General features: G+C 60.9%; 17 protein-coding genes. 4 read left to right on the forward strand and 13 right to left on the reverse strand.

Annotation, left to right across the window (positions count from 1 at the left end; all coding sequences use genetic code 11):
- Positions 1-8: 8 nt before the first annotated feature.
- The 7 genes from gcvH to arcD (AB4N98_RS18480) form a co-directional block, all read right to left on the reverse strand.
- Positions 9-392, reverse strand: a complete 384-nt coding sequence (gcvH, locus tag AB4N98_RS18450) for a glycine cleavage system protein GcvH (protein ID WP_065876960.1) — start codon at positions 390-392, stop codon at positions 9-11.
- 340 nt (positions 393-732) lie between these two features.
- A complete protein-coding gene (locus tag AB4N98_RS18455; RefSeq protein ID WP_065876959.1) occupies positions 733-2241 on the reverse strand; it encodes a sigma-54-dependent transcriptional regulator in 1509 nt (502 codons plus the stop codon).
- A 148-nt stretch (positions 2242-2389) separates the two neighbouring features.
- Entirely contained in the window at positions 2390-2752 is a 363-nt protein-coding gene (locus tag AB4N98_RS18460) for a DUF5064 family protein (RefSeq protein ID WP_017529190.1), read from the reverse strand.
- 18 nt (positions 2753-2770) lie between these two features.
- Entirely contained in the window at positions 2771-3700 is a 930-nt protein-coding gene (gene arcC, locus AB4N98_RS18465; protein WP_017529189.1) for a carbamate kinase, read from the reverse strand.
- A gap of 96 nt (positions 3701-3796) precedes the next feature.
- Positions 3797-4807, reverse strand: coding sequence for an ornithine carbamoyltransferase (locus tag AB4N98_RS18470; protein ID WP_017529188.1), 1011 nt, complete (start codon positions 4805-4807; stop codon positions 3797-3799).
- Between the two features lie 11 nt (positions 4808-4818).
- The gene (gene arcA / locus AB4N98_RS18475) at positions 4819-6075 is read right to left on the reverse strand and encodes an arginine deiminase (RefSeq protein WP_065876958.1); all 1257 of its coding nucleotides are present in this window, start codon (positions 6073-6075) and stop codon (positions 4819-4821) included.
- Positions 6076-6095: 20 nt separating this feature from the next.
- A complete protein-coding gene (gene arcD, locus AB4N98_RS18480) occupies positions 6096-7523 on the reverse strand; it encodes an arginine-ornithine antiporter (protein WP_017529186.1) in 1428 nt (475 codons plus the stop codon).
- A gap of 419 nt (positions 7524-7942) precedes the next feature.
- Between arcD (AB4N98_RS18480) and arcD (AB4N98_RS18485) the strand changes: the two genes are divergently transcribed.
- A complete protein-coding gene (gene arcD, locus AB4N98_RS18485; RefSeq protein ID WP_017529185.1) occupies positions 7943-9370 on the forward strand; it encodes an arginine-ornithine antiporter in 1428 nt (475 codons plus the stop codon).
- Positions 9371-9610: 240 nt separating this feature from the next.
- Here the strand turns inward: arcD (AB4N98_RS18485) and AB4N98_RS18490 are convergent, their stop codons facing one another.
- From AB4N98_RS18490 to AB4N98_RS18515, 6 genes are all read right to left on the reverse strand, one after another.
- Positions 9611-10954, reverse strand: a complete 1344-nt coding sequence (locus tag AB4N98_RS18490) for a sensor histidine kinase (protein WP_017529184.1) — start codon at positions 10952-10954, stop codon at positions 9611-9613.
- Between the two features lie 69 nt (positions 10955-11023).
- Complete coding sequence (locus AB4N98_RS18495; protein WP_065876957.1) at positions 11024-11488, reverse strand: LTXXQ domain protein; 465 nt, start codon at positions 11486-11488, stop codon at positions 11024-11026.
- Positions 11489-11647: 159 nt separating this feature from the next.
- Positions 11648-12325, reverse strand: a complete 678-nt coding sequence (locus AB4N98_RS18500; RefSeq protein WP_065876956.1) for a response regulator transcription factor — start codon at positions 12323-12325, stop codon at positions 11648-11650.
- A 7-nt stretch (positions 12326-12332) separates the two neighbouring features.
- Entirely contained in the window at positions 12333-12740 is a 408-nt protein-coding gene (locus tag AB4N98_RS18505; protein ID WP_017529182.1) for a hypothetical protein, read from the reverse strand.
- A 106-nt stretch (positions 12741-12846) separates the two neighbouring features.
- Complete coding sequence (locus AB4N98_RS18510) at positions 12847-13146, reverse strand: YciI family protein (protein WP_017529181.1); 300 nt, start codon at positions 13144-13146, stop codon at positions 12847-12849.
- Position 13147: 1 nt separating this feature from the next.
- Entirely contained in the window at positions 13148-13744 is a 597-nt protein-coding gene (locus AB4N98_RS18515; protein WP_017529180.1) for a septation protein A, read from the reverse strand.
- Between the two features lie 87 nt (positions 13745-13831).
- Between AB4N98_RS18515 and AB4N98_RS18520 the strand changes: the two genes are divergently transcribed.
- From AB4N98_RS18520 to AB4N98_RS18530, 3 genes are all read left to right on the forward strand, one after another.
- Complete coding sequence (locus AB4N98_RS18520) at positions 13832-14695, forward strand: PHP domain-containing protein (protein ID WP_017529179.1); 864 nt, start codon at positions 13832-13834, stop codon at positions 14693-14695.
- A 13-nt stretch (positions 14696-14708) separates the two neighbouring features.
- Positions 14709-15338, forward strand: a complete 630-nt coding sequence (locus AB4N98_RS18525) for an L-threonylcarbamoyladenylate synthase (RefSeq protein WP_017529178.1) — start codon at positions 14709-14711, stop codon at positions 15336-15338.
- A 120-nt stretch (positions 15339-15458) separates the two neighbouring features.
- Positions 15459-16157: a segregation and condensation protein A gene (locus tag AB4N98_RS18530; RefSeq protein ID WP_169851199.1), complete on the forward strand. Its 699-nt coding sequence runs from the start codon at positions 15459-15461 to the stop codon at positions 16155-16157.

Genomic DNA, 16157 nt, shown 5'->3' on the forward strand with positions numbered 1-16157 from the left:
CGCGCTCCTCAGGCTTCAGCGTTGGCTTTGATCAGGCGGTCGTACGCATCCTGATCCAACAGCTTAGCCACTGCACTGGCATCGGCCGGTTTAAAACGGAAGAACCAGCCTTCGCCCATCGGGTCTTCGTTGACCCGCTCCGGGCTGGCGTCGAGTTTGTCGTTCACTTCCAGTACTTCGCCGTCCAGCGGCATGTATACACCGCTGGCGGCTTTGACCGACTCCACGGTGGACGCTTCAGCGCCCTTGCCGTAGACCTGCAGCTCAGGCAGTTGCACGAAAACCACATCGCCCAGCGCGTTCTGCGCAAAAGCGGTAATGCCTACGGTAACGCTGCCGTCAGCTTCGGCGCGCAGCCATTCGTGATCTTCAGTGAAACGCAACTCGCTCATGGAAACTCCTCAGGGCCAGAATCGTCTGGTGGGCGGGATTGGAATAATGAGGAGTTGCTAAGCAAAATCGCGGCCAATGTTATTAATTCCTTATAATTCAATAAGTTAATAAAAATGGTTATGAGGTTATACGGCTGCGCTGTAGCGATTTCGCTACAGCTGGGCCTTGGAAAAAAAGCCTATGTGGATCAAAGCCTTGCATGGCGCGCAAAAAGCAGGGTTGTAGCGATATCGTTACGCTGTAGCGCTTTCAGTACACGGGATGTCGTTCCTGGACCAAAAATGCGGTCAATGTGGGAGGGGGCTTGTATTTCAGGTTTAGAGCCCATTCCCTTTGGAATCAGGGCTTGCCGGGTATGCCGTACTTGCGCAATCGATGGGCAATGGCGGTGTGCGAGGTCTGTAACCGGCTGGCCAGCTGGCGGGTCGAGGGGTAGCTGGTGTAGAGCTTTTCCAGCAGGTCGCGCTCGAAGTCTTCCATGGCCTGTTCCAGGCTGTCGATTTCGCCGTCGTTCTGGCGCGCAACCGAGGTGCCGGCGATGTCCAGGTCGCCGATGTCCACCAGGCTGCTTTCGCAAATGGCGGCGGCGCGGAAGATCACGTTCTGCAACTGGCGCACATTGCCCGGCCAGCGGTTGCCCAGCAGCGCCGGGTAAGTGCCGGGTGCCAGGCGGCAGACGGGGCGCTGGATCTGCGCACAGGCCTGCTGCATGAAGTAGCGGGCCAGCAGCAAGATGTCCTGGCCGCGTGCGCGCAGGGGCGGTACTTCGACGTTGAGGACGTTGAGGCGATAAAACAGGTCTTCGCGGAAGGTGCCTTCGCTGACCATTTTTTCCAGGTCGCGGTGAGTGGCGCTGAGAATGCGCACATTGACTTTCACTTCACGGTCGCCGCCCACCCGGCGAAAGCTGCCGTCATTGAGAAACCGCAGCAGCTTGGCCTGCAGGTACGGCGACATCTCGCCGATCTCATCGAGGAACACCGTGCCCTGGTTGGCCAGTTCCATCAGCCCTGGCTTACCGCCGCGCTGGGCGCCGGTGAAGGCGCCCGGTGCGTAGCCGAACAGCTCGCTCTCGGCGAGGTTCTCCGGCAGCGCCGCGCAGTTCAATGCCAGAAACGGCGCACTGTGCCGCGTGCTGATGGCATGGCAGGCACGCGCCACCAACTCTTTGCCGGTACCGGTCTCGCCCTGGATCAACAACGGTGCATCCAGGGCCGCCACCCGCTGCGCACGCGCCTTGAGGGTGCGAATGACCGGGGACTCGCCGAGCAGCGCATCAAAGCCTTCGGCATGGTCATGGTGCAACGCCGACAGTTGTTCGCCGATACGGTTGGGTTGGTACAGGGTCAGCAGGGCGCCGGCGTCGGTGATCGGCGTGGCGTCCAGCAGCAAGGTCTGGCCGTTGACGCTGATCTCGCGCAGCGGCAAACGAAAGCCGTTTTCCAGCAAGGTCTCCAGCAGCGCGAGGTCGTTGAACAGCTCGGCGATACTTTCGCCGGCCGGTTCGCGCCCGTACAGGGCGATCAACGCCGGGTTGGCCAACAGAATCTTGCCCGCGCTGTCCAGGGCCAGCACCGGGTCGGTCATGGCGGCCAGCAGGGCGTCGAGTTGCAGGTGGCGGCGTTGGCCGGGAAGGATGTCCACCACCGTCACCGCTTGTACGCCGTGCACGCTGAACAGGGCATCGCGCAGTTCTTCCAGCACCTCGGCGCTGAGGGTCGGGGCGTCGATGTAGACGTTGGGCGGCACCATTTCCACCGCATCCAGGTTGAGATTGCGCCCACCGAGCAAGGCCAGGACTTCCTGGGTAATGCCGACGCGGTCGATGAAGCTGACGTGGATACGCATGCAGTGGCTGACGATTCTGGGGAGCGAGAGGCGGCAAGTATGCCTTGACGCGAGGCACAGGTGAAATCTGACAAATAATGGAGATCAAAATGTGGGAGGGGGCTTGCTCCCTCCCACATTTGAACACTGTTGTGTCAGTGCAAACGCATCACGCCAGGTGTTCGGGCTTGACCGGGTCCCCGGATTTCATGTCCAACTGATGCCGCACATCTTCAAACATCAGATCGTAGTGCTTGTGGTCCGATCCCACGCTGCTGTGGGTTTTGGGGATACCGTATTTCTCGACAATCCGGGTCACGTTGCTGGCGAAGTTGTAGGCCTGATCCTTGGGCAGAAAGAACGTTTCCTTCATGTCCTTGCCCTGGACGCTGCCATGCAGGGTGAATTGCATGCCTTTGCCCTCGCTTTTATCCGTGACGACTTCGTAGTCCAGGCACAGGTCGTAGCTGACGTCGTCCTTGTTCAGCGCATGTCGCTCGATATGCAGGTGACCGGGTTCAAAGGTGGCCATAGGCGAATCTCCTCTACTTCACAGATAGGTGATGCCAGGTGTTGCCGTGCTGATGCGGGTACCGGCGCTGCCCTGGACGATGGCTTCGATGTCCGAGAGTGAACCGATCACCGCGGTTTTGCCAGTCTGGCGGGCGAACTCGCAGGCGGCTTGCACCTTGGGGCCCATGGAGCCGGCGGCGAAACCGAGGTCTTCCATGGCGTCGGGGTGGGCCTGGGCGATGGCCTTTTGGGTTGGCTTGCCGAAGTCGATAAATGCGGCGCTGACGTCGGTGGCGATCACCAGCAAATCGGCGTCCAGTTGCGCGGCCAGCAAGGACGAGCACAGGTCCTTGTCGATCACGGCTTCAATGCCTTGGAGTTTGCCGTCTTCGCCATACATCGTCGGGATGCCGCCGCCGCCGGCGCAGATCACGATGGCTTTTTTCTCCAGCAGCCATTTGATCGGGCGGATTTCGAAGATGCGTTTCGGGCGCGGGCTGGCGACCACGCGCCGGTATTTGTCGCCATCCGGGGCGATGGCCCAGCCTTTTTCGGCGGCGAGTTTTTCCGCTTCGGCCTTGGTGTATACCGGGCCGATCGGCTTGGTGGGGTTCTGGAAGGCGGGGTCGTTGGCGTCGACTTCCACTTGGGTGAGCACGGTGGCGAAGGGCACTTCAACGTCCAGCAGGTTGCCCAGTTCCTGTTCGATGATGTAGCCGATCATGCCTTCGGTTTCGGCGCCCAATACGTCCAGTGGGTAGGGCGAAACGCTGGTATAGGCCGCCGCCTGCAACGACAGCAGGCCGACCTGGGGGCCATTGCCGTGGGCGATCACCAGTTCGTTGCCGGGGTGGATCCTGGCGATCTGTTGGGTAGCGACGCGGATATTGGCGCGTTGGTTGTCCGCCGTCATGGGTTCACCACGGCGGAGCAGGGCGTTGCCGCCCAGGGCTACGACGATGCGCATAAGGAATGTCCTTCTAAGATTTATCGTTGTGAACACAGGAAAAATGTGGGAGGGCGCAAGCCCCCTCCGACATTGATTGCGTTCCTGCAGTAAAAGTTAGATATCCGCCAGTGCCGACACCAGGATCGCCTTGATGGTATGCATGCGGTTTTCCGCCTGCTCAAAGGCGATGTTGGCCGGCGACTCGAACACTTCTTCGGTCACTTCCACGCCATTGGCCAGGTTCGGATAGCGTGCGGCGATGTCTTTGCCGACCTTGGTTTCGCTGTTATGGAACGCCGGCAGGCAGTGCATGAATTTCACCCGGGGGTTGCCCGAGGCTTTCATCATCTTGGCGTTGACCTGGTACGGCAGCAGTTGCTCGATGCGCTCGTCCCACGCTTCCACGGGCTCACCCATGGATACCCAGATGTCGGTGTGGATGAAGTCCACGCCCTTCACCGCCTCGGCAGGGTCTTCGGTGATGGTGATGCGTGCGCCGCTCTCTTCGGCGAACGCCTGGCATTGCTTGATGAAATCTTCGTGTGGCCACAGGGCTTTCGGCGCGCCGATGCGCACGTCCATGCCGAGCTTGGCGCCGATCATCAGCAGCGAGTTGCCCATGTTGTAGCGGGCGTCGCCCAGGTAGGCGTAGCTGATGTCATGCAGCGGCTTGTCGCTGTGTTCGCGCATGGTCAGGGTGTCGGCGATCATTTGGGTGGGGTGGAATTCGGCGGTAAGGCCGTTGAACACCGGCACGCCGGCGAACTTGGCCAGCTCTTCGACGATTTCCTGTTCGAAACCACGGTATTCAATGGCGTCGAACATGCGCCCGAGCACACGGGCAGTGTCTTTCATGCTCTCTTTGTGGCCGATCTGCGACGATACCGGGTCGATGTAGGTGACGTGCGCACCTTGGTCATGGGCCGCTACTTCGAAGGCGCAACGGGTGCGCGTCGAGGTTTTTTCGAAGATCAACGCGATGTTCTTGCCTTGCAGGTGCGGACGCTCGGTGCCGGTGTATTTGGCGCGCTTGAGGTCGCGGGACAGGTCCAGCAGGTAGTTCAGCTCGCGGGTGGTGTGGTGCATCAGCGACAGCAGGCTGCGGTTGCGCATGTTGAAAGCCATGATGGATCTCCTTAATAGTCGATAGGGTCGCGGACGATCGGGCAGGTCATGCAGTGGCCGCCGCCACGGCCGCGGCCGAGTTCACCGGCGCTGATGGTGATGACTTCCACGCCCGCCTTGCGCAATAGGGTGTTGGTGTAGGTGTTGCGGTCGTAGCCGATCACCACGCCCGGTTCCACGGCCACCACGTTGTTGCCGTCGTCCCACTGCTCGCGCTCGGCGGCGAAGCTGTTGCCGCCGGTCTCGACCACACGCAGGGCCTTGAGGTTGAGGGCTGCGGCCACGGTGTCGAGGAAGTTGGTTTTCTCGCGCTGGATGTCGATGCCGTGCGGCTTGCTGTCGTCAGGGCGCAGGGTGAACGGGACGATCTGGTTGACCACTTCCGGGAAGACGGTCACCAGGTCGCGGTCGCAGAAGCTGAACACGGTGTCCAGGTGCATCGCCGCGCGGGATTTGGGCAGGCCGGCAACGATCACGCGTTCCACGGCTTTGTTCTTGAACAGGTTGCGCGCCAATTGGCCGATGGCTTGGTGGGACGAGCGCTCACCCATGCCGATCAACACCACGCCGTTGCCAATCGGCATCACGTCACCGCCTTCCAGCGTGGCGGCACCGTGTTCCTGGTCGGAGTCGCCGTACCAGATCTGGAAGTCGGCGTTGGTGAACTCGGGGTGGAATTTATAGATGGCGCTGGCCAGCAGGGTTTCCTGGCGTCGCGCCGGCCAGTACATCGGGTTGAGCGTCACGCCGCCATAGATCCAGCAGGTGGTGTCGCGGGTGAACTGGGTGTTGGGCAGCGGCGGCAGAATGAAACTGGCGTGGCCGAGGAAATCGCGGAACATCTCGATGGTTTTGCCACCGAAGCTGCTCGGCAGGTCATCGGCCGACACGCCGCCGATCAGGAACTCGGCGATCTTGCGCGGCTCCAGGCTGCGCAGCCACGAGCCGACTTCATCGACCAGGCCCAGGCCCACCGTATTGGCGGTGATCTTGCGTTGCAGTATCCAGTCCAGCGCCTCGGGGATTGCGACGATGTCGGTCAGCAGGTTGTGCATTTCCAGCACATCAATGTCCCGCTCGCGCATCTTGGTCACAAAGTCGAAATGATCGCGCTTGGCCTGGGCCACCCACAACACGTCATCGAACAGCAATTCATCGCAATTGTTGGGGGTCAGCCGCTGGTGGGCCAAGCCTGGGGAACACACCATGACTTTGCGCAGTTTGCCGGCTTCGGAATGTACGCCGTACTTCACTTTTTCCGTGGTCATTACAGATCCTCCAGTCAGAATTACAGAGTCAGGAAGCCGTCGTAGAGCCCATAGGCCGCCACCAGGGCGCCAATGACCACTGCGGCGAAAATCAGCTTCTCGACAGGGGTGAAAATCGGTTTGCCCAGTTCATGCTTGGCCTTGGCGAACAGGATCGCGCCGGGCGCATACAGCAGGGCGGAGAGCAGCAGGTATTTGGTGCCGCCGGCGTAGAGCAGCCACACCGCGTAGATCAGCGCGATGGCGCCGATGAACAGGTCTTTGCGGCGCTCCTTGAGGGCGTTTTCGTAGGTTTCGCCGCGTACCGCCAGCAGCAGGGCATAGGCCGCCGACCACAGGTAGGGCACCAGGATCATCGAGGTGGCGAGGTAGATCAGCGACAGGTAAGTGCTGGCGGAAAACAGCGTGATCACCAGGAACACCTGCACCATGGCGTTGGTCAGCCACAGGGCGTTGGCCGGCACATGGTTGGCGTTTTCCTTGCGCAGGAACTCCGGCATGGTGTGGTCCTTGGCTGCGGCGAACATGATCTCCGCACACAGCAGCACCCACGACAGCAGCGCACCCAGCAACGAAATGATCAAGCCGACGCTGATCAACACCGCGCCCCAGTGGCCCACCACATGCTCCAGCACGGCAGCCATCGACGGGTTCTGCAATTTGGCCAGTTCAGGTTGGGTCATGATGCCCAGCGACAGCACGTTCACCAGCATCAGGAACAGCAGCACGGTGATAAAGCCGATCACGGTGGCCTTGCCCACGTCGCTGCGTTTTTCGGCGCGGGCCGAAAAGATGCTCGCCCCTTCGATACCGATGAACACCCACACAGTCACCAGCATCATGTTGCGCACCTGGTTCATCACGCTGCCCAGGTCCGGGTTTTTCACGCCCCAGATATCTGCGGTGAAGATGTCCAGCTTGAACGCGAACACTGCGATCAACACGAACAGCACCAGCGGCACAACCTTGGCTACGGTGGTCACCAGGTTGATGAACGCCGCTTCCTTGATCCCGCGCAGCACCAGAAAATGCACGGCCCACAGCAACACCGAAGCGCCGATCACGGCAGCCGGGGTGTTGCCTTCGCCGAAGATCGGGAAAAAGTAACCGAGGGTGCTGAACAGCAACACGAAGTAACCGACGTTACCCAGCCAGGCACTGATCCAGTAGCCCCAGGCCGATGAGAAACCCATGTAGTCACCAAACCCGGCCTTGGCGTAGGCGTACACGCCGCCATCGAGGTCGGGCTTGCGGTTGGCCAGGGTCTGGAATACGAATGCGAGGGTCAGCATGCCCACTGCGGTGATCACCCAACCGATCAGCACGGCGCCGACATCGGCGCTGGCCGCCATGTTTTGCGGCAGCGAGAAAATACCGCCGCCAATCATCGAGCCGACGACAAGTGCAACCAATGCGCCTAAGCGAAGTTTTCCGGGAGATTCAGACATCGCATAACTCCAATGCAGGAGAAGAGAGACCACAGAATAATTCCGTGTGCTAATCAAACAGCTGACTCAGATCACTTCATTGGCACATTCCATTGTGAATTAATGACTTAGGCTGGAAATCCTTGGGCAATAGTTTTTCGCGCAAAGCCGCTTGCCAGAGCGGTTTCTGCTTTGTGGTCACGCATTGGGGCTACGTATGGACGTTTGACGCTAGACCGTTTTATGGAATGTGCAAACGTTTAAATAAAACGCTGAAGTATTTGTCGTATTTAAATTATAAATACGCCTGAACGCTATAAGTTGTCATGCCGTTGGGTTATGAACGCGGCGCTTTTATCGCCATCGCTAATAAACGCTACACTCGCGCAGTTAGTTAAATGAGTGTGCGAGTGTCAGCGGTTAAATTCTCAGGAGTGTGCATGTCTCAACCGGCCCAGAAACTTCGACTCAGCGCCCTGATCGCCCTGGTGGTGGGTTCGATGATCGGCGGGGGGATTTTTTCCTTGCCGCAGAATATGGCGGCGCGCGCCGAGGTGGGCGCGGTGCTGATCGGCTGGGCGATCACCGCCGTGGGCATGCTGACCCTGGCCTTTGTGTTTCAGACCCTGGCCAATCGCAAGCCTGAGTTGGACTCCGGGGTGTATGCCTACGCCAAGGCAGGTTTTGGCGACTACATGGGTTTCTCATCGGCCTGGGGTTACTGGATCAGCGCGTGGATGGGCAACGTCGGTTACTTCGTGTTGCTGTTCAGCACCCTCGGGTACTTTTTTCCGGTGTTTGGCCAAGGCAATACGCCAGTGGCCATCGGTTGTGCGTCAGTGCTGCTGTGGGCTGTGCACTTTCTGGTGATGCGTGGGATCAAGGAGGCTGCGTTCATCAACCAGGTCACCACCGTGGCGAAGATCGTACCGCTGCTGATGTTTATCGTGATCGCCGCCGTGGCGTTCAAGGCCGATGTCTTCACCCGCGACATCTGGGGCCTGGGCAACCCGCAATTCGGCAGCGTGGTGGACCAGGTGCGCAACATGATGCTGGTCACGGTGTTTGTGTTCATCGGCATCGAGGGCGCCAGCGTGTATTCGGCGCGGGCCGAGAAACGCGCGGACGTTGGCCGGGCCACGGTCATCGGTTTTCTCGGCGTACTGGCGCTGCTGGTGATGGTGAATGTGCTGTCCCTGGGCGTCATGAGCCAGCCGGAGTTGGCCAGCCTGCAAAACCCGTCGTTGGCGGGCGTGCTGGAGCACATCGTCGGGCCATGGGGCGCGATGCTCATCAGCCTCGGCCTGGCGGTGTCGCTGCTGGGGGCGTTGCTGTCATGGGCGCTGCTCTGCGCGGAAATTCTGTACGCCACGGCCCATGACAAGACCATGCCGGCCTTCCTGAAAAAGGAAAACGCCAACCAGGTGCCGGTCAATGCGCTGTGGCTGACCAACGTGATGATCCAGGCTTTTCTGGTGATCACGCTGTTTTCCCACAGCACCTACACCACGCTGATTTACTTGGCCTCGTCGATGATTCTGGTGCCGTACCTGTGGTCGGCGGCCTATGCGGTGTTGTTGAGCGGGCGTGGTGAAACCTACCAAGACGCCCAGGGCCAACGCATGAAGGACCTGCTGGTGGGGGTGATTGCCTTGGGTTATGCGGTGTGGCTGCTGTATGCCGGCGGCTTGAAGTATTTGTTGCTGTCGGCGCTGCTGTACGCGCCGGGTGTGATCCTGTTTGCCCTGGCCAAGCGTGAACAGGGGCAACCGTTGTTTACCCACGTGGAAAAAGGCATTTTCAGCTGTGTGATTGCGGGCGCGGGGTTGGCGGCGTATGGGTTGTACAGCGGGGTTTTGGCGCTTTGACTGGGTTGGCTGTACTGGCCTCATCGGGAGCCCCCTCCCACATTTTGATTTGTGAACACAGTCAAATGTGGGAGGGGGCTTGCCCTCGATAGCGGTGTGACGAGTCACCACTGAGCCCGATGTGCCCCCAATTCCCCCGCCGGCAAATCCCACTGCAACGGCGTGCCGCGATGGTCAGCGGCGCCAGCAGGCGATGTGCCTGGCCCCAGGCCGTCTGAGAAGGGCCACTCTAAGAGATCATCACACCGCAGTGACAACCCCCGGTTCCAACGGCAGGTCGATGCTGGCGATAAACCCGCCGCCGGGGTGGTTGGCCAGGCTCAGGCTGCCGCCATGGCGTTCGGCGGCGCGCCGTGCGATCGCCAGCCCGAGGCCGTGGCCTTGGGCGGTCTGGCCGGGGGCGCGGTAGAACGGTTCGCCCAGTTGGCTGAGGTGTTCGGCGTCGACGCCGGGGCCATGGTCGCGCACGCTGATCAGGATGCGTTCGCCCTGGCGCTGTGCCTGCAACTCGATTGGTTGGCCTGGCGGGTTGAAGCGTTGGGCGTTGCGCAGCAGGTTATCCACAGCGCGTTCGATCATGGTCGGCCAGCCCTTCAGGTGCAGGTCGCTGTCGGTGCTCAGTTGCACCACCTGGTCCGGTGCGCTGAGTTGGGCGTCCTTTTGCAGGGTCTTGAGCAGTGGGATGAGGTCGACCTGTTCGGCGCTGGCGTTGTCGGCATCGACGCGGGCCAGTACCAGAATTTCACTGATCAGCGCTTCGAGGCGGTCGCATTCGCGGGTCAGGCGTGGCCAGAGTTTTTCGCGTTCTTCAGGGCTTGCGCGTTCGGCCAGTGCCAGGGCTATGCGCAGGCGGGCCAGTGGCGAGCGCAGTTCGTGGGAAACGTCGCGCAACAATTGGCGCTGGCTGCCGATCAGGCTTTGCAGGCGCGCGCCCATGCGGTTGAAGTCGGTGGCCAGTACGCCGAACTCATCGCGACGGTTGGCCAGGCGTGCCAGGCTGTTTTGCTGATAGCTCGCTTGGCCGAGGTCATGCACCGCGCCGCGCAGGCGGCTGAGCGGGCGCGTGATGGACAAGGTGACGAACAGGCTGAACAGGGTCAGCACCACCAGGGCAATGGCCAATGCGCTCAAGGGCCAGGTCAGGCTGCTGCGGTGCCATTGGTCAAGTTCCGGGTGCGGAATGCGGTAGATCAACAGGTAGGTGTCGCCGGTTTTCTCGCTGGTGTACTCGGCGGTCAGGCGCCGCCAGGGCAGGTGGCTGTCCTTGTTGTCGTTCTGGCGGGCTTCAAAAGCCGCGGCGCGACGCGGGAAGGTCCCGCGCACCACCGGCTCGCCGCTTTCGTTCAACACTTGTACGTCAATGTGGTACTGGCGCTTGCGCTGTTGCAGCAAATCCTGGGCAGCGTCCTCACCCTGGGCTTCGTAGAGTTGAGTCCACTCTTGGGCCAGGTTATTGAGGCCGGGGTGCCGGCTGAGAATCCACGCATCTTGATTAAGCATGTGCCCAAGCAGGATCGACAGCCCGGCAACCAAGGCGATGGCCAGCCAGAAACTGGCCAGGATGCGCCAGAACAATGAACGCACAGGAAACCCTCAAACTGGAAAAGCCCAGTGGCGGGGGGCCACTGGGCTGGGAGCATTAACGCGAGGGCATTATTGCGCTTTTTGCGGCTGTTGCGCTTTCCAGGCTTGGAATTCCTTCCACTCGGCACGGCGCTCGGCTTGCTTTTTGACGATCTCGTCGAACTTCTTCTGCTGGTCCGGCTTGAGCACGGTACGGATATCGGCCTGGGTTTTCTGGCGGCCGGCGTCGATTTCATCCCGCATGGCTTTCTGGTCGGCGGCCGGGAGTTTGTCCAGGTACTTTTTGGTCAGGTCTTTGCGAGCGTGCCATTGGTCGCCCATCAGTTTGCCGATCTGCTCGCGCTGTTCGCGGCTCAGGTCCAGCTGGCTGAAGGGGCCGCCTTTGCCACGCGGACCGTGTTCACCGCCGTGGCCCGGGCCACCCATCATGTGACCGGAAGGCTCGCCCATCGGGCCTGGGCCTTCAGGCATGGCGGCCATGGCAACGGTCGGCAGGGCAGCGGCGAACATCAAAGCGATAAGGGTCTTGCGCATGGTGATTCTCCTGTCTCTATTCCGGTGAGTCCGGATGTGAGTAGGCTACGCAGATCAAGGTCAGCGGCGGTCAGGGGTGGGTAAAGCTTCTGTAAAGGCGGTTTTGATGCGAACTGACAAAACGTTCATACCGCTCAGATCAATGGCCGGCGCAAAGGCTCAGAGGCTGTAGTAGTAGCCGCGACTGCGCAGCGCCACGATGCGTGGCCTTCCATCAGGGTGAGGGCCGATCTTTTTGCGCAGGTTGCTTACGTGCATGTCCAGGCTGCGATCGTACAGGGTCAGCTTGCGGCCCAAGGCGATCTGCGCCAGTTCCTGTTTATCCAGCGGCTCGCCGGGTTGGCGCAGCAAGGCTTCGAGCAGGCGGCTTTCGGAGACGGTGAGGGCAAATTCCTGCTCTTCAATGCTGACCACGCCGCGCACGGGGCTGAAGCACAGGTCGCCCAGTTCCAGTTGGGTGGAAACGGCGGCCGGGTGGCTGCGGCGCAATACCGCGCGCAGGCGAGCGGTGAGTTCGCGCGGATCGCAGGGTTTGGCCAGGTAATCGTCGGCGCCCAGTTCCAGGCCGAGGATGCGGTCCAGCGGTTCGCCGCGGGCCGAGAGCATCAACACCGGCAGCTCCGGGTGGTCGTTGCGCAATTGCTTGAGTAATTCCAGGCCACTGCCGTCGGGCAGCATCACGTCGAGCACCACGGCGGCGGGCGCGCTGTCGGCCAAGGCTTTGCGCGCACTCAAGCCATCGTGGCAGGCGCGCACCTGGAAGCCTTCCTGGCTCAACCAACTGGTCAGCAGCTCACAGAGCTCCTGGTCATCATCTATCAGTAACAGCTCGCTCATGACTCACTCAATTTAGCCATTGTCGACGGCGACGGTGCCCCCCGCTGGCGAAGATCCCGCACAGCAAGGCGATCAGTGCGACGGCCCCGCCAGTGACAAACCATTGCTGTTGCTCGGTGAGCCATCGGGTCAGGACGCCGCCCTGTGAATCTTTGAGTTGCTGGGCCAGCCGTTGGTTCTCCTGGCGCAGGCGACTCAACTGAGCGCTTTCGCGGGTAGCGTCGGCGCTTTGCAGTTGCTTGCTCAGTTCTTCACGCTGACGTTCGCTTTCTTTCAAACGTTGCTGCAACTCGGTGATCTGGGCGCCGGCACTCAAGGACAGGGGCGTGGAACTGCCGGTGTTCGAGGTTTCTTCCGCGTGGGCCGTAGCCCCGATCATTAACACTGCCAACAGACACAACTGACGTAAGCGCATCGGAACTCCTGATTCCACACGAATATTCAGAACGTTGTCGGCAGGTTACCGAGAATAATGAGCCCTTAGGCGCTTGCCGAACGCAATTGGTTCGGCGCGGGCGGGGTCAAGGCAGCACTTGTTTGAATGGCTTGATCACCACGTCGGCGTAAACGCCCGCTGCGACATAGGGATCGGCCTTGGCCCAGGCCTGGGCATCGGCCAGGGAGTTGAACTCGGCGACGATCAGGCTGCCGGTGAAACCGGCGTCGCCCGGGTCGTTGCTGTCCACCGCCGGGTGTGGGCCTGCGAGCACGATGCGCCCCTCGGCTTGCAGCACTTTCAGGCGCTCGACGTGTGCCGGGCGAACGGAAAGGCGTTTTTCCAGCGAGTTTTCAACGTCGGTGGCAATGATGGCGTAGAGCATGTCAGTCCTCGGTTTTCGGCGTGGAAGGGTCGGTGTCATGCAGGTGGCGCGACAGGTAGATACCCTGGCCGACCAGGAACAGCACGGTCATGCCCAGGCTGCCGAAGACTTTGAAGTCGACCCAGTAGTCCTGGAAGGTAAACGCCACGAACAGGTTGGCGGCGCCGCAGAAGATGAAAAACACGATCCAGGCCACGTTCAAACGTGTCCATACCGGTTCCGGCAGTGTCAGCGCGTGGCCCATGATCCGCTTGATCAACAGGCGGTCGCCGATGAAGTGGCTGCCGATGAACGCCAGGGCGAACAGCCAGTTCACCACCGGCGCTTTCCATTTAAGGAAGGTTTCGCTGTGGAAGGCCAGGGTCAGGCTGCCGAAGACCAGGCACGCGACCAGGGTCAGCCATTGGCTTTTTTCGAGTTTGCGCTGGGAGACGAAGATCGCGCCGTAGACCACCACGGAGCTGATGATCAGCACGGCGGTGGCACTGTAGATGCCGCCGAACGTGAGTTCGTGACCGGCCAGATCGATGACCCTGGGGTCGAGTTTGTACACGATGAAAAACAGCAACAGCGGGATGAAGTCGATGAATTGTTTCACAGTAAGAGCCAGAAGCTGGATGTGGCGGCATAATAACAAACATCCTTGGTTGCGAAAGCGCCAGCTGACTTGAGGTTCAACCCCCCCGTGAATGTTGATTTGCACTGCCACAGTACGGCCTCCGACGGCGCCCTGGCGCCCGCGGTACTGGTTGCGCGTGCGTTTGAAAAAGGCGTGCGAGTCCTGGCGTTGACCGACCACGACACCCTCGAAGGCCTCGATGAAGCCCGCAGCGCGGCCCATGCGCTGGGCATGCAGTTGGTCAACGGCGTGGAATTGTCGTGTACCTGGGGCGGTGCCACCATTCATGTGCTTGGCTACGGCTTCGATCAAACCGCTGCGCCGCTGGTGCAGGCCATCGCCAATTTGCACGATGGCCGTTGGCTGCGGTCCGAGGAAATAAGCCGCAAGCTCAGCCTTAAAGGTATGCCCAACGCCCTTGAGGGCGCCCGCGCCATCCAGCAAGAGCTGGGCGACAGCGGCAACGCACCGGCCCGTCCGCACTTTGCCGACTGGATGGTGCGTGAAGGTTTTGTTAAGGACCGCGCCGAAGCCTTTCGCAAATGGCTGGGCGCCGGCAAGTTGGGCGATGTGAAGCAACACTGGCCGACTCTTGAAGACACCGTCGAGACCCTGCGGGCCTCCGGGGCCTGGGTCAGCCTGGCGCATCCCTGGCATTACGATTTCACCCGCAGCAAGCGTCGCAAGCTGGTCAGCGACTATATTGGAGCGGGCGGCCACGCCATCGAAGTGGTCAACGGGCATCAACCCGCCGAACAGGTCGGCAGCCTGGCGATTCTTGCCCGCGAATTTGGTCTGCTGGTCAGTGCCGGCAGTGACTTTCATGGCCCAGGTGGCTGGTCCGAGATCGGCGAGTATCGCCCCGTCCCGGACGACCTGCCGTTGTTGTGGGGGCGATTCAAGCATGACCCCATTATTGCCACCGTCTGAACAGGTAGAACACGTGAGTCAATTCTTCCAGATTCATCCGGAAAATCCCCAGGCGCGCCTGATCAAGCAGGCCGTGGAGATCATTCGCGCCGGTGGGGTGGTGATCTACCCAACCGATTCGTCCTACGCCATCGGTTGTCAGATCGGCGACAAAGGCGCAGTTGAGCGTGTCAGACGCCTGCGTCAGCTGGACGACAAGCACAACTTCGCGCTGATCTGCAGCGACCTGTCCCAACTCGGGCTGTTCGCCAAGGTCGACACTGGCACGTTCCGCCTGCTCAAGGCCCATACGCCGGGGCCCTACACGTTTATCCTGAACGCCACCCGCGAAGTGCCGCGCCTGCTGCTGCACCCCAAGAAGCGCACCATCGGCCTGCGCGTGCCGGAGCACCCGATTGCCCTGGCGCTGCTCGCCGAGTTGGGTGAGCCGTTGATGAGTGTGTCGTTGATCATGCCCGGCGACACCGAGCCGCTGGAAGATCCCTACGAAATGCGCCAACTGCTGGAAAAACAGGTGGACCTGATCATCGACGGCGGCTTCGGCGGCGGCAAGGCCTCCACCGTGATCAACCTGGCCGACGGCGAGCCCGAAGTGGTACGTGTCGGTTGCGGCGACCCGGCGCCGTTTATGGTCGAGGCCTGAATGTCGTCAGTGGAAACCGTCGACCCCCAGGCAGGCGCCCAGCAGGAGCTGCCGTTTGCCATGGTGTATGGCCAGGCGGTCATGGAAATGCCGCTGGACCTGTACATTCCGCCGGATGCGCTGGAGGTCTTCCTTGAAGCGTTCGAAGGCCCGCTGGACTTGCTGCTGTACCTGATCCGCAAGCAGAACATCAACATCCTCGACATCCCGGTGGCGGAAATCACTCGCCAATACATGGGTTATGTCGAATTGATGCAGTCGGTGCGCCTGGAACTGGCCGCCGAATACCTGGTGATGGCCGCCATGCTCGCCGAGATCAAGTCGCGCATGCTGTTGCCGCGTTCGGAGACAATCGAAGCCGAAGAGGACGACCCGCGCGCCGAACTGATCCGCCGCCTGCAAGAGTACGAACGCTTCAAGGCCGCGGCGGAAGGCATCGACGGCTTGAGCCGCGTGGGCCGCGATGTGGTGGTGCCCAAGCTCGACGCCCCCGAGGCCCGCGCGCGCAAGCTGTTGCCGGACGTGAGTCTTGAAGAATTGCTGATGTCCATGGCCGAAGTGCTGCGCCGTGGCGATATGTTCGAAAGCCACCAGGTCAGCCGCGAGGCGTTGTCGACCCGCGAGCGTATGAGCGATGTGCTGGAGCGCTTGAAGGGCGGCGGTTTTGTGCCGTTTGTCGAGCTGTTCACCGCTGAAGAAGGGCGCCTGGGTGTCGTGGTGACCTTTATGGCCATCCTTGAATTGGTCAAGGAATCCTTGGTCGAGCTGGTCCAGAATGAGCCTTTTGCGGCTATCCACGTGCGGGCGCGAGCCGAATAA

It is taken from the genome of Pseudomonas sp. S3_E10 (genome assembly GCF_054667615.1).